At 67.6% G+C, this 13406-nt stretch carries 11 protein-coding genes; 5 read left to right on the top strand and 6 right to left on the bottom strand.

Annotated features, from left to right (window positions below; all coding sequences use genetic code 11):
* Positions 1-152 precede the first annotated feature (152 nt).
* Positions 153-395: a DUF1654 domain-containing protein gene (locus tag AT700_RS13100; protein WP_003089526.1), complete on the top strand. Its 243-nt coding sequence runs from the start codon at positions 153-155 to the stop codon at positions 393-395.
* A 66-nt stretch (positions 396-461) separates the two neighbouring features.
* On the opposite strand, the gene lldA is transcribed toward AT700_RS13100, so the two are convergent.
* The 6 genes from lldA to AT700_RS13070 all read right to left on the bottom strand — a co-directional run bounded on the left by lldA (position 462) and on the right by AT700_RS13070 (position 7514).
* Positions 462-1613, bottom strand: coding sequence for an L-lactate dehydrogenase LldA (gene lldA, locus AT700_RS13095; RefSeq protein ID WP_048521088.1), 1152 nt, complete (start codon positions 1611-1613; stop codon positions 462-464).
* Positions 1614-1709: 96 nt separating this feature from the next.
* Entirely contained in the window at positions 1710-2630 is a 921-nt protein-coding gene (locus tag AT700_RS13090) for a LysR substrate-binding domain-containing protein (RefSeq protein WP_003114511.1), read from the bottom strand.
* Positions 2631-2671: 41 nt separating this feature from the next.
* Positions 2672-2995 carry a transcriptional repressor gene (locus AT700_RS13085; protein WP_003089535.1) on the bottom strand — a complete coding sequence of 108 codons (324 nt, stop codon included), beginning with the start codon at positions 2993-2995 and terminating at the stop codon, positions 2672-2674.
* A 180-nt stretch (positions 2996-3175) separates the two neighbouring features.
* A complete protein-coding gene (gene pvdQ / locus AT700_RS13080) occupies positions 3176-5464 on the bottom strand; it encodes an acyl-homoserine lactone acylase PvdQ (RefSeq protein WP_016561917.1) in 2289 nt (762 codons plus the stop codon).
* A gap of 122 nt (positions 5465-5586) precedes the next feature.
* Positions 5587-6918 carry a lysine N(6)-hydroxylase/L-ornithine N(5)-oxygenase family protein gene (locus AT700_RS13075; RefSeq protein ID WP_003089540.1) on the bottom strand — a complete coding sequence of 444 codons (1332 nt, stop codon included), beginning with the start codon at positions 6916-6918 and terminating at the stop codon, positions 5587-5589.
* Positions 6919-7034: 116 nt separating this feature from the next.
* Positions 7035-7514 carry a sigma-70 family RNA polymerase sigma factor gene (locus AT700_RS13070; protein ID WP_003122684.1) on the bottom strand — a complete coding sequence of 160 codons (480 nt, stop codon included), beginning with the start codon at positions 7512-7514 and terminating at the stop codon, positions 7035-7037.
* 160 nt (positions 7515-7674) lie between these two features.
* Between AT700_RS13070 and AT700_RS13065 the strand changes: the two genes are divergently transcribed.
* From AT700_RS13065 to ompQ, 4 genes are all read left to right on the top strand, one after another.
* Complete coding sequence (locus AT700_RS13065; RefSeq protein WP_003144014.1) at positions 7675-8670, top strand: FecR family protein; 996 nt, start codon at positions 7675-7677, stop codon at positions 8668-8670.
* 100 nt (positions 8671-8770) lie between these two features.
* Entirely contained in the window at positions 8771-9946 is a 1176-nt protein-coding gene (pvdR, locus tag AT700_RS13060; RefSeq protein WP_003089547.1) for a pyoverdine export/recycling transporter periplasmic adaptor subunit PvdR, read from the top strand.
* Positions 9946-11937: a pyoverdine export/recycling transporter ATP-binding/permease subunit PvdT gene (gene pvdT / locus AT700_RS13055; RefSeq protein ID WP_003131508.1), complete on the top strand. Its 1992-nt coding sequence runs from the start codon at positions 9946-9948 to the stop codon at positions 11935-11937. The genes pvdR and pvdT overlap by 1 nt, the downstream gene beginning before the upstream one ends.
* Positions 11938-11942: 5 nt before the next feature.
* The gene (ompQ, locus tag AT700_RS13050) at positions 11943-13367 is read left to right on the top strand and encodes a pyoverdine export/recycling transporter outer membrane subunit OmpQ (protein ID WP_004343750.1); all 1425 of its coding nucleotides are present in this window, start codon (positions 11943-11945) and stop codon (positions 13365-13367) included.
* Positions 13368-13406: the final 39 nt, after the last annotated feature.

The following is a 13406-nucleotide window of genomic DNA, read 5'->3' as shown; positions in this document are numbered from 1 at the left end:
GCCGTTGCCAAGAGCCGTACATCCCTGCGGCGTGCCCCTGCGACAACGTTGCAATACTTTCTTCACACGAGTTCCGCTACAAAGGTATCTCGCCGGAACCGAGGGTTCCTTTATCCACCCACCCATAACCGAGAAAGCAAGCGGAGGCACCCATGAACCACACTGCATCGATCCCCGCCCTGCCCACGGCCTATGACCTGCTGAACACCCGCATCCAGCGCATCATCCACGCCCCGGCCGCGCAACAGGCCTGCCAGGCCTGCATTTCCCGATTGCCCGGCGAAGACGAGGGCGACTGGGCCCACCTGCTGGAAAGCTTCGACCGTTCCAACCAGTGGCTGCTCGACCCGCAGCGCGACGGCAGCATCGTCCTGCGCTGGAGTTCCGCCGCCTGATCCTGTTTGCCGCGCGGCCGTCGAGCCGCGCGGCTTGCGCTCTTCCCTTCCATTCGCCGTTCGCAGCTATCGCGGATAGCTTCCCGGCAACAGGATGTCCCGGCCGACCTCGCGGATGTCGGTATGGCCGCAGAAGGCCATGGTCAGGTCCAGCTCGCGGGCTATGATCTCCAGCGCCCGCGTCACTCCGGCCTGCCCCAGCGCGCCCAGCCCGTAGAGATAGGGACGGCCGATCATGGTCCCGCGCGCACCGAGGGCGATGGCCTTGAGCACGTCCTGCCCGGAACGGATGCCGCTGTCGAGCCAGACCTCGATGCACTCGCCCACCGCCTCGACGATCGCCGGCAGCGCGCTGATGGTCGAGGGCGCGCCGTCCAGTTGGCGTCCGCCATGGTTGCTGACGACCAGCGCATCGGCGCCGGAGTCGGCGGCCAGCCGCGCATCCTCGGCATCGAGAATGCCCTTGAGTACCAGCTTGCCGCCCCAGCGCCGCTTGATCCATTCGACGTCGCCCCAGTTCAGCCGCGGGTCGAACTGGCGGGCGGTCCACTCGGACAGTGAGCCCATGTCGTCGACGCCCTTGACGTGCCCGACGATGTTGCCGAAACCGCGACGCCGGGTGCCGAGCATGCCCAGCGCCCAGCGCGGCTTGGTGGCGATGTTCAGCAGGTTGGCCAGGGTCGGCCGCGGCGGCGCCGAGAGACCGTTCTTCAGGTCCTTGTGGCGCTGGCCGATGATCTGCAGGTCGAGGGTCAGCACCAGCGCGTCGCAGCCGGCGGCCTTGGCACGGTCGATCAGGCGTTCGATGAAATCGCGGTCGCGCATCACGTAGAGCTGGAACCAGAACGGCTGGCCGACTTCCGTGGCGATGTCCTCCAGGGAACAGATGCTCATGGTCGAGAGGGTGTAGCGCACGCCGAACTCGGCGGCGGCGCGGGCGGCGAGGATCTCGCCGTCGGCATGCTGCATGCCGGCCAGCCCGGTGGGCGCGATGGCCACCGGCATGGCCATCTCCTGGCCGAGCATGCGGGTGCGCAGCGAGCGGTTCTCGATATTCCGCGCGACCCGCTGGCGCAGCTTGATCGCGGCGAAGTCGTCCTGGTTGGCGCGGTAGGTGCCTTCGCTCCAGGAACCGGAGTCGGCGTAGTCGTAGAACATCCGCGGCACGCGCTTGCGCGCCAGGCGGCGCAGGTCTTCGATATCGGTGATGACGCTCATGCAGTCCACTCCTTCGGGGGTGGCTGGATGGTAGAGCGCGACGTACCGCCGCAGGCGGAATAATTGTCGGCATCGGCGGAAGGAAATTCCGCCGTTTCAGTCGTCCGCCGCCGGAAGGAATTCCCTGCCCTGGACCACCGCCTCGCGGCAGATCGCCGCCAGCCAGGCGGCGAAACGCTGGCTGGCCGGCGAGGCCTGGTGGCTGCGCAGGTGGTAATGGTGGGTGGGCGCCGAACGCAGCGGGAACAGCACCACCAGCCGCCCCTCGGCAAGCCAGGCGCGCGCCAGCGAGGGTCGCGCGAGGGCCACGCCCTGGCCGTTGGCGGCGGCTTCCAGGGTCATGCCCAAATCGAGCAGGCGCGGCCCGGCGCAGGGCTCCGGCCAGTCCAGCCCGGCCACGCGGAACCACGGCTGCCAGGGCTCCAGCGGCGAGCGCAGCAACGGCAGGCCGGCGAGCATGGCTGGCGTCCAGGGCCGCGGCAGGCCGAGCAGCAGCCCCGGCGCGGCCATCGGTAGCACGCGCTCCTCCAGCAGCCGCTCGCCGGCCGCCACGCCATGGCTGTCGCCGCGCACCTCGACATCGGCCAGCGGCAGGTCCTGGCCGTCCGAAGGACTTGACAGGAGAATCTCCAGCTCGATTTCCGGACAGGCCTCGGCGAAGGACGCCAGGCGCGGAATCAGGATCTGCCGGGCGAAGGTCGGCGGCGTGCGCAGGGTCAGCCGCTGCTGGCGCTGGACCTGGCGACGATGCAGCGGAACCGCCGCGAGCTGGGCGAGGATCGGCGCGATCTGTTCGAGGTACTCGCGGCCGTGGGAGGTCAGCGCCAGCGAGCGGCCGTCGCGCTGCAACAGGCTCACCCCGAGCATCCCCTCGAGACCGGAAACCCGCTTGCTGGCGGCGCTGCCGGTGATCGACAGGAGTTCGGCGGCGCGCTCGAAGGTACCCAGCCGGGCAGCCGCTTCGAACGCCTGCAACGCTTCGATGGAAGGAAAACGGAAATCGTCGGGATTGAGCATGGGGCAGACTTTACCCGCTGCCCGAGATCAGGGATACCGCGTCAGAGCCGCTGCTCGTTGGCCGCGGCGCGGCGCTCGGGCGCCGCGGAACCGGCGGCACCGCCCCAGGAAGCCTTGCCGGGGCTGTAGACATCCTGTTCGTCGAGGGTCACCAGGCCGCTTTCCACCAGGCGCCCGAGGACCTGGCGGATGCTCACCAGGGACAGCGGCGTACCGGTTTCGGAGAGACGCCGGTGCAGGGTGCGGATCGGCACCCGGCCCTGCTCCCCCGAGGCTTCCCAGAGCGCATCGATCACTTTCAGCCGGGCCAGGCTCATCTTCAGGCCGGCCTCCTTCAACATCTGTTTGACGGGCGAATGGGTCATCGTGACGCTCCTTTCGTGGACGAGTGGGTAGCGGGTCCCCGCCGAAGCCGAGCATCCCTGCTCGCTGCCTGCACGTGTTCCCTGGAACCGGGCGGCTGTGGGCCGCCTCTATGGTTAAAGACGAACGAGCGCGGAAAAACCGTCAGTTTTTTTCCCATCAGATCTGATAGGCATTGCTTATCATTCGCGAATGCTTAGCCGTTGCAGTTGCGGGTCGGCGTCGATCTGCCTGTCGCTGAACGGCAAGGTCTGCCATTGCTGGCGGGAAAACAGCTCGGTCTGGTCGCGGTAGTGCGGCGAGCGCGGATCGCTGGACTGGGAGAAAGCCAGCAACCCGCGAGCCTTGGGCCCTTCCTCGGGGAAGGTCACCAGCTGGATGTAGCTGGTGCCGCCGACCACCTCCAGGTGGTCGCCCTTGCGGACGCTCTGGATCGCGTTGTAGACCCCGAAATGGCCATCGCCGCCGGGAATCGCGATGCGTTCCTGGCCACGGGTGCTCACTTGCAGGTCGCCCCAGCGCGCGCCGTCGGGAATCCCGCTCTTCTCCACCTCCGCCGCCGCGTCCGCCAGCGCCTGGCGCACCTGGGTCGCCACCTGCGGCCGGTCGAGGGCGATGCCTTGCGGCGTATCCAGGGGACGTTGCGCATCGAACGGTTCCTTCCACGCGCCGTCGAGTTCGGCGAAGCGTTGCATGAAGCGCTGGAAGTAGACGAAGCCGCTGCCGCTGTCGAGGTTGGCGCCACGGTCCCACTGCGCCAGGGCCGCGCAGGCACGGGCAAGGGAATTCTCGCCCTGGTTGTCGCGGCACAGGCGGAGCAGGTCCGGCAGCACCTGGTCGGCGCTGAAGACATGGTTGGCGGTGACCATTTCCTCGAGCGTCTTCGCCTCCAGCGGCTGCTTGCCCTGTAGCCGGCTCAGGGCGTAGCGCGCCCGCGGACCGATGGGCTTCTCCTGGCTGACCAGGGGCGAGAAGCCCTGCAGCGGGCTCGCCGGGTTGGTCAGCCAGGCGCTGTCGTTGGAGTTCTGCACGAAGTCCCTGCGCAACAGCACCGGCAGTTGCGCCGCCGGGGTGATGCCAGCCTGGGCCGCGGCCGGGTCGCGGCTCCAGGCACAGCGGCTGTCCTGCCCCTGGAGGGCCGGCAGGCCTTCGGCGACCAGTTGCGGAATGGCGCAGGCGGGAATCAGTTCCGGCTTCAGGTAGGGCACCACCGACTGGTTCATGTACAGGGCGTTGCCCTGCTCGTCCGCGGCCAGGGTGTTGACCCAGGGGATCCCCTGTAGCGCCTCGACGCGCCGGCGCAGGTCGGCGACGTCGCTGGCCTGGTTGATCGAGTACCACTGTTGCAGTACCCGGGTGTTCTCCAGGTTGGCGTCACGCAGCGCATAGGCCTCGCTGCGGTTCCAGTCCAGCTTGCCGGGCCAGACCACCAGCGGGCCGTAGATCGACTGGTAGACCTTGTGCTCGACGCGCGACAGCTTGCCGTCGGCGCCGCGTACCTCGATCGCGACGGACTTCTCCTCCAGCGGCAGCGAACGACCGTCGACCAGGTAGCGCCGCGGGTCCTTCGGGTCCAGCGCCAGGCGATACAGGGTGAAGTGGCTGGAGGTATCCACCGTGTGGGTCCAGGCCAGGTGGCGGCTGAAGCCGATGTTGACCACCGGCAGGCCGGGCAGCGAGGCCCCCATCACGTCGAGCCGGCCGGGAATGGTCAGGTGCATCTGGTAGAAACGCATCGCGCCGTTCCAGGGGAAGTGCGGGTTGGCCAGGAGCATGCCCTTGCCGTCCGCCGAACGTTCGCTGCCAACGGCAATGGCGTTGCTGCCGCGCTCCAGGCGGAAGCGCTGGCGCCGCTGCTCGGCGACCTGGAACGCCTGCTCGCCGCTCAAGGCGACCTTCTCCGCTCCGGGCGGCGCGGCGGCTACCAGCGCGTCGGCGAACTGGCCGACCCCGCCTTCGACCAGCAGGCGCCGGGTCAGGCGCAGCAGGTCATCGGTCGCGATGGCCCGCAGCCAGGGCTGGCCAAGGCAACTGGTGGTCTTGCCGTCGGCCTCGCGGAGGAAGCGGTTGAAACCGGCGGCGTAGCCTTCGAGCAACTGGCGTACCGCGGGCGTCTGCGCCTGCCAGAAGGCTTGCAGCGCCTCGGGTTGGTTGAGCCAGGCGTAGAAGATGTCGGACGGCAGGTTGTCCAGCTCGGCCGACGACTTGCCCTCGCTGCCGAAATAGCGCGCCCGCTCGCCGCGCGCGGTGACGATCTCCTCGGCCAGCAGGCAGGCGTTGTCGCGCGCGTAGGCGTAGCCGATGCCATAGCCCAGGCCGCGCTCATCCTTGGCCCGGATGTGCGGCACGCCATAGGCGGTCCAGCGGATGTCCGCGGCCAGCCCGGTCGGCCGCGGCATATCGGCCTGGACCGGCATCATCGAACCCAACAGCATGCCGGCCAGGCCGGTCAGTACGGTACGCATCCCCATCGATGTCGTTTCTCTGCAAAGTGGTGGCCGGAACGGCCGGGACATGCAACGAAAACGCCCTGCGTGCCGGGCATCCCCTGGCGGGGAAACGGGCAACACAGGGCGTGGCGGCGTGGCGCCGATCAGCTGGCCAGGGCGTGCTCGTGCAGGGCGCGGGCCGCAGTGCCGGGCTTCAGGTGCTGGTACAGGGAGCCGGAGATTTCCTCGGCACGCACCGGCAGCACCGACAGCAGGGTGTCGCTGAGGCCATGGCTGGCCTGGCAGAAGCCCTGCATGTAGATCGACGCCTGGCAACGCTGGTCGGTGATCAGACGATAGTTGCGGTCGACCTCGAAGTCCCCGAGGTAGTCGGCCATCGGCTCCAGCAGTTGACGATGCAACTGCCGCTCATAACCGGTGGCGAGGATTACCAGGTCGTAGCGCTGCACGCTCAGTTCGCCATTGGCGGTATTACGCAGCGCCAGCTCGATACCCTCGGCGCCTGCCGTGGCCTTCTCCACCGAGCGCAGGCTACGGAAGGCGTGGCGCGGGACTCCGGAAACCTTCTGGCGATAGAAGATGCCGTAAATACGCTCGATCAGGTCGATATCCACCACCGAATAGTTGGTGTTGTGGTACTCGCGCACCAGGCGCTCACGCTCCGCGCCTTCCTGGTTGTAGATCAGGTCGGTGAACTCGGGCGCGAATACTTCGTTGACGAACGGGCTGTCGTCCGCCGGCTTCAGCGCCGAACCGCGCAGGATCAGGTCGACCTGTACCGATGGATAGCTGTCGTTGAGATCGATGAAGGCTTCGGCGGCACTCTGTCCGCCGCCGATGATCGCGACTTTCATCGGCTGGCCGTTGACACAGGGCTGCTTGAGCATGCGCTCCAGATACTGCGAATGGTGGAAGACCCTGCCATCATCCTTCAGGTGGCGGAACGCCAGGGGAATTCGTGGCGTACCGCCGGCGCTGACCACCACCGAGCGAGTGGTCCGCACAAGCTCCTCGCCTTCGGCGTTGCGCGAAGTCACCCGCAGCGCCTCGACCTTGCGCTCGACCAGCATCGGCTCGACCGACAGCACTTCCTCGCCATAACGGCTCTGCTCGGCGAAGTGGCCGGCGACCCAGCGCAGATAGTCGTTGAACTCCATGCGGCAGGGGTAGAAGGTGCCCAGGTTGATGAAGTCCACCAGGCGCCCATGTTTGTGCAGGTAGTTGACGAAGGAATAGGGACTGGTTGGATTGCGCAGGGATACCAGGTCCTTGAGGAAGGAAATCTGCAACTCGCTCTGGCTGACCAGGGTATTGCCGTGCCAGCGATAGTCGGCCTGTTTGTCGAGGAACAGGACTTGCAGTTCCCCCTGGGTCCTCGCGCGTTCCTCAAGGGCGATCGCCAGGGCGATGTTCGAGGGGCCGAAGCCGATACCGATAAGGTCGTGAACGACGGCGGTTGCTGTAGCCTGGGTCATTTCCAGTGTCCTCTGGATAGGCTCCCGAAACCGGGGAGCGATAGGTCAAGAGCGGCCCGTAAGGGCGTCTGTTGACTAGGAACGAGGACCGGGAAACGAAATTTAACCGCGCTGGATCAACTGGACTCCCAGGCTTGCATGCGCAGGCGGCAGTGCCTCATCGCATTGACGATGTGCTTTTCCACGAGACTGCGGGAGATATTCAGGTGCGCCGCTATCTCGTTGTGGGAAAGACCTTCCAGCTTGCGCAGGAGGAAGGACTCGCGGCACAGCGGCGGCAGTTCGTTCAGCGCCAGGGTCAAGAGGTCGAGGCGCTGGCGCTGGTCCTCGAGTACCTGGGGGGAAGGCTCGGACATACCCTCCTCCTCGTCGAGGACGTGCAAGGGCTCGGCCTTGCGCACCCGGCTGCGGCGATGCTCGTCGACCGCGAGATTGAGCGCCGTCCGGTACAGGAACGCCCGCGGATGCTCGATTCGCGCTTGACTGGAGCGTTCCAGCACGCGCAAATACGCGTCGTGAGCAACGTCGGCCGCCGCCTGTCGGTCTCCGAGCCTGGCGCTGAGAAAGCGCAACAGCTCCCGATAATGGTTTTCCAAGACAACTCCTGCTCGCTACCGCGTGAGCGCTATCCTTGACAGAATGGGAAACCCCACAGGCGATGTTGGCAGCCTGAAATCATTAAATTTATAATAATTCTCATCCAGCTTTAAAGCCTTGCCATCGAACAGAGACGACAGGGCGCAAACGGAACCCTCGATGAAGACACCCCTCCCCGCCGACAGCGACACCTTGGTCCAGGACGCCGCACACTGGTGCATGCGCCTGCATGCCGAGGACTGTAGCGAGGAAGAGCGTGCCGAGTTCCGTCGCTGGCTGGCGAGCGATCCGAGGCACGCCGACGAATACGCAGCAATGGAAGAAATCTGGCAACTCAGCGAATTGCTGCCCCGCCGCTCCGACACCCCGGCGGCCGCCCCGGCCTGGCCGCGCCCGCGTACTACCCGCAGGCGCCACTGGAGAAACCAGGCGCGAGCTGCCGCGCTCGCTCTGTTCCTGCTCCCCGCCTCGGCCTACCTGGGCTGGTTGCAGGGCTGGATTCCCTCCAGCTATCAACGCTACACGGCGCAGGACAATATCCGCCACGTCACCCTCCCCGACGGCAGCGAGGTAGAACTGGATCTCAAGACCCACCTCAGCTTCGCCAACTTCAGGGACATCCGCCGCGTCGTACTGGACAACGGCGAGGCCTATTTCCATGTCACCCACGATACGGCCCACCCCTTCGTGGTCAGGGCCGGCAAGGGTTCGATCACCGTCACCGGGACCCGCTTCAACGTCTGGAAGTACCAGGACAACGTCGTCGTCACCGTGACCGAAGGCTCGGTGAAGGTCCGCAGCGAAGGCTCGGGCAACGACAGCAGCCTGACCCCGGGCATGCAGGCCAGCTACTACCCCGGGCTGCTGCAACCGCTGGTCGAGGCGGTCGATACCCGTCAGGCACTGGCCTGGCGCGAAGGCCGCCTGATTCTCGACGACCTGCCGCTGGCTCAGGCCCTACCGCTGATCAACCGCTACCTGGAGCATCCGCTGGTCCTCACCGACAAGACCAGCGCCGAACTGCGCATCGGCGGCATCTACAGCACCCGCGAGATACGCAACCTGGTGGAGGCCCTGCCGAAGGTCCTGCCGGTGGATCTCGAGCACCGCGACGACGGCAGCATCCGCATCAGCAGCCGTTACGCCCAGCTCTGAACCCAGGTTAAATTTAGCCGCCCTGGCCTCGTATATCTGGCAGTGCCCAGCCTGCCGATCCAGCGGCGGCGGTCTCTCCACGCACCGGCCGGATTCCCGAATGAGACGAACCCGTAGTACTCGTCGCGCACTGCTCGTCGCAGTCTGCCTCAGCCCCCTGATCGCCCTGGCCGCCTGGCAGGCCTATCCGTTCCGCAGCAACAGCTTCGACACCGTGAGCGTCAGCCGCGGCAGCATCGAGAGCAGCGTCTCGGCGCTCGGCACCCTGCAACCGCGGCGCTACGTCGACGTCGGCGCCCAGGCCTCCGGGCAGATCCGCAAGTTGCACGTCGAGGCCGGGGACGATGTGACGGAAGGCCAGTTGCTGGTCGAGATCGACCCCTCCACCCAGCAGGCCAAGGTCGATGCCGGCCGCTATTCGATCGAGATGCTCAAGGCCCAGCTGGCCGAGCAACGTGCCCAGTACACCCTCGCCCGCCAGCAGTACCAGCGCCAGCAGCGGCTGGCCGCCGGCGGCGCGACGCGTACCGAGGACGTGCAGAGCGCCCAGGCGCAGATGCTCGCCACCCAGGCACGGATCGAGATGTACCAGGCGCAGATCCGCCAGGCCCAGGCCTCGTTGCGCAGCGACGAAGCCGAACTCGGCTATACCCGCATCTACGCGCCGATGTCCGGCACGGTGGTGGCGGTCGATGCGCGCGAAGGCCAGACCCTCAATGCCCAGCAGCAGACCCCGTTGATCCTGAGGATCGCCAAATTGTCGCCGATGACCGTCTGGGCCCAGGTTTCGGAAGCCGACATCGGCCGGGTCAAGCCCGGCATGCCGGCCTACTTCACGACCCTCAGCGGCGAAGGCCGGCGCTGGACCGGCAAGGTCCGGCAGATCCTCCCGGTGCCACCCAAGCCGCTGGACCAGAGCAACCAGGGCGGCGGCAGCCCCACCAGCGGCAGCGGCGGGCAGAGTGGCAGCGGCCGGGTGGTGCTGTATACCGTGCTGGTCGACGTGGACAACGGCGACCACCAACTGATGGCGGAAATGACCGCCCAGGTGTTCTTCGTCGCCGCCACCGCGGAAAACATCCTCACCGCGCCGGTCGCCGCCATTCACGACGACGGCAAGGGCGGCCAGGTCGCCTGGGTGGTCGGCAGCAACGGCAAGCCGCAGAGCCGCCAGATCAGGACCGGCATCAGCGACCGCCTGCGGGTACAGGTGCTTGCCGGCCTGGAGGAAGGCGACCGCCTGTTGATGGCCGCTCCCGACGGCAGCGACAGCTGATGGAAAACGCCACGCAACCCGTCCCCCTGATCGAACTGCGCGACATCCGCAAGCGCTACGGCGGCAATGGCACTCCGGAAGTCGAGGTACTCAAGGGCGTATCGCTGTCGATCCACGCCGGCGAGTTCGTCGCCATCGTCGGCGCCTCCGGCTCCGGCAAGTCGACCCTGATGAACATCCTCGGCTGCCTCGACCGGCCCAGCTCCGGCAGCTACCACTTCGCCGGCCACGACGTCGCCGAACTGGACAGCGACGAGCAGGCCTGGCTGCGCCGCGAGGCATTCGGCTTCGTGTTCCAGGGCTATCACCTGATCCCCTCCGCCTCGGCCCAGGAAAACGTCGAGATGCCGGCGATCTACGCCGGCACCCCGGCGAGCGAGCGGCACACCCGCGCGCGGGCCCTGCTCGAGCGCCTGGGCCTGGCAGAGCGCACTGCCAACCGTCCGCACCAGTTGTCCGGCGGCCAGCAGCAGCGGGTATCGATCGCCCGCGCGCTGATGAACGGCGGCCATATCATCCTCGCCGACGAACCCACCGGCGCCCTCGACAGCCACAGCGGCGCGGAAGTCATGGCGCTGCTCGACGAGCTGGCCAGCCAGGGCCACGTGGTGATCCTGATCACCCACGACCGCGACGTCGCCGCCCGCGCCAAGCGCATCATCGAGGTGCGTGACGGCGAGATCGTCAGCGACAGCGCCAACGACGAGCGCCCGGCGCACCCGAGCGCCGGCGTCGAGCGCCACCTGCAGGCCGACGATCTCAGCCAGCGCCTCGCCGAGGGCAGCAGCGAACCCTCGGGGGCCTGGCGCGCCGAACTGCTGGAGGCGGTGCGCGCCGCCTGGCGGGTGATGTGGATCAATCGGTTCCGCACCGCGCTGACCCTGCTCGGGATCATCATCGGCGTCGCCTCGGTGGTGGTCATGCTCGCCGTCGGCGAGGGCAGCAAGCGCCAGGTGATGGCGCAGATGGGCGCGTTCGGCTCGAACATCATCTATCTCAGCGGCTACTCGCCGAACCCGCGCGCGCCGATGGGCATCGTCAGCAGCGACGACGTCGCCGCCATCGCCACCCTGCCCCAGGTGAAGAAGGTCATGCCGGTGAACGGCGGCGAGCTGGTGGTGCGCTACGGCAACATCGACTACCACGCCTACGTCGGCGGCAACAACACCGACTTCCCGGAAATCCTCAACTGGCCGGTGGCCGAGGGCAGCTACTTCACCGAGCGCGACGAAGACGCCGCCACCACGGTCGCGGTGATCGGCTACAAGGTGCGCAAGAAGCTGTTCGGCAGCGCCAACCCGATCGGCCGCTACATCCTCATCGAGAACGTGCCGTTCCAGGTCATCGGCGTGCTCGCCGAGAAAGGCTCCAGCTCCGGCGACAAGGATGCCGACAACCGCATCGCCATCCCCTACTCCGCTGCCAGCATCCGCCTGTTCGGCACGCGCAACCCCGAGTACGTGATCATCGCCGCCGCCGACGCCCAGCGCGTGCACCAGGCCGAACGCGCCATCGACCAGTTGATGCTGCGCCTGCACCGCGGCCAGCGCGACTACGAGCTGACCAACAACGCGGCGATGATCCAGGCCGAGGCGAAGACCCAGAACACCCTGTCGCTGATGCTCGGCTCGATCGCCGCGATCTCCCTGCTGGTAGGCGGGATCGGCGTGATGAACATCATGCTCATGACCGTGCGCGAACGCACCCGCGAGATCGGCATCCGCATGGCCACTGGCGCCCGCCAGGGCGATATCCTCCGCCAGTTCCTCACCGAAGCGGCGATGCTCTCGGTGGTCGGCGGCCTGGCCGGGATCGCCCTGGCCCTGTGCATCGGCGGCGTGCTGCTGCTCGGCCAGGTCGCGGTGGCCTTTTCCCTGTCGGCCATCGTCGGCGCCTTCAGTTGCGCGCTGGTCACCGGCCTGGTGTTCGGCTTCATGCCGGCGCGCAAGGCCGCCCAACTGGACCCGGTGGCCGCCCTGGCCAGCCAATGACGGACATGTCCATGAAGAATCTCTCCCTGATTTCCGCCTGCCTGCTGCTCGGCGCCTGCGGCAGCACGCCGGCGCCCCTCGACAGCGGCCTGGCCGCGCCCCCTCAGTGGCGCTACCTGGCGGCCGGGCGCAGCGATGCCAGCGACATCCGCCAGTGGTGGAAAGCCTTCGGCGCGCCGGAACTGGACAGCCTGCTGCAACGCGCCCTGCTGAACAGCCAGGACCTCGGCGCGGCGGTGGCCCGCGTGCGCCAGGCCCAGGCCTCGGCGGTGATCGCCGGCGCGCCGTTGCTGCCGGAGCTGAATGCGACGCTCGGCGCCAGCCGGCAGAAACTCCTGCGCGACTCGGGCTACAGCGGTACCGACGCGACCTCCGACAACGATGCCGTCGACTCCTTCTCCGCCGGCCTCAGCGCCAGCTACGAAGTGGACTTCTGGGGCGGTCGCCGGGCTGCCTACCGCAGTGCCCTGGAAAGCCTCAAGTCCAGCGAGTACGACCGCGCAACGGTAGAGCTGACCCTGCTCTCCGGCGTCGCCAACAGCTACCTGCAGGTATTGGCGCTGCGCGAACAGCAGCGCATCGCCAGGCTCAACCTGGACAACGCCGAGCACGTCCTGCGCCTGGTGGAGACCCGCCATGCCGCGGGCTCGGCCACCGCCCTGGAGGTCGCCCAGCAGAGCAGCCTGGTCGCCAGCCAGCGCAAGCAGCTGCCGCTGCTCGAGCAGCAGGCCCATGAGGCGCTGATTACCCTGGCCACCCTGATCGGCGAGCCGGTGCAGGCGCTACAGGTGGCCGAGCGGCCTTTCGACAGCCTGCGCTGGCCGGAGACCGGAGCGGGCCTGCCGAGCGAACTGCTCAGCCGCCGTCCCGATATCGCCAACGCCGAAGCGCAACTGGCCGCGGCCCAGGCCGACGTGCAGGTGGCGCGCGCGGCGCTGTTCCCCAAGCTGACCCTGAGCGCCTCGCTGTCGTCCGGCGCCAACCGCGCCGCCGACACTTTCCGCAACCCCTATTACAACCTGGGCGCCAACCTGCTCGCCCCGATCTTCAACCACGGCCGCCTGCGCGCCGAGCGCGACCGCAGCCTGGCACGCCAGGAAGAACTGCTGGAAACCTACCGCAAGGCGATCCTCACCGCCTTTGCCGACACCGAACGCTCGCTGAACAGCATCGACGGCCTCGACCGCCAGCTGCACTGGCAGCAGCAGGAGCTGGAGCAGGCGCAGCGCGCCTTCGATCTCTCCGACAGCCGCTACCAGGCCGGCGCGGAAACCCTGCTGACGGTCCTCGAAACGCAACGCACGCTGTACGCGGCGCAGGATGCCGCCGTGCAACTGCGACTGGCCCGCCTGCAGGCCTCGGTCGGCCTGTACAAGGCCCTCGGCGGCGGCTGGCAGAGCGACCGCCAGGGTCTCGCGCGGAAAGACTGAGGCCCGCGTTGCGCGGGCCTCCTCCATCCTTACTCGCTC

This window comes from Pseudomonas aeruginosa, from assembly GCF_001457615.1.
Taxonomy (GTDB): Bacteria; Pseudomonadota; Gammaproteobacteria; order Pseudomonadales; family Pseudomonadaceae; genus Pseudomonas; species Pseudomonas aeruginosa.
The sequence above is the reverse complement of the archived record's forward strand: the minus strand, read 5'-3'. Positions and strand labels throughout refer to the sequence as shown.

Excerpts from the sequence above, each read along its gene's own strand:
- ompQ (WP_004343750.1), top strand. The coding sequence starts at position 11,943 with ATGTCCATGAAGAATCTCTCCCTGATTTCCGCCTGCCTGCTGCTCGGC.
- AT700_RS13075 (WP_003089540.1), bottom strand. The coding sequence starts at position 6,918 with ATGACCCAGGCTACAGCAACCGCCGTCGTTCACGACCTTATCGGTATC.
- lldA (WP_048521088.1), bottom strand. The coding sequence starts at position 1,613 with ATGAGCGTCATCACCGATATCGAAGACCTGCGCCGCCTGGCGCGCAAG.
- AT700_RS13085 (WP_003089535.1), bottom strand. The coding sequence starts at position 2,995 with ATGACCCATTCGCCCGTCAAACAGATGTTGAAGGAGGCCGGCCTGAAG.
- AT700_RS13065 (WP_003144014.1), top strand. The coding sequence starts at position 7,675 with ATGAAGACACCCCTCCCCGCCGACAGCGACACCTTGGTCCAGGACGCC.
- pvdQ (WP_016561917.1), bottom strand. The coding sequence starts at position 5,464 with ATGGGGATGCGTACCGTACTGACCGGCCTGGCCGGCATGCTGTTGGGT.
- pvdR (WP_003089547.1), top strand. The coding sequence starts at position 8,771 with ATGAGACGAACCCGTAGTACTCGTCGCGCACTGCTCGTCGCAGTCTGC.
- pvdT (WP_003131508.1), top strand. The coding sequence starts at position 9,946 with ATGGAAAACGCCACGCAACCCGTCCCCCTGATCGAACTGCGCGACATC.
- AT700_RS13100 (WP_003089526.1), top strand. The coding sequence starts at position 153 with ATGAACCACACTGCATCGATCCCCGCCCTGCCCACGGCCTATGACCTG.
- AT700_RS13090 (WP_003114511.1), bottom strand. The coding sequence starts at position 2,630 with ATGCTCAATCCCGACGATTTCCGTTTTCCTTCCATCGAAGCGTTGCAG.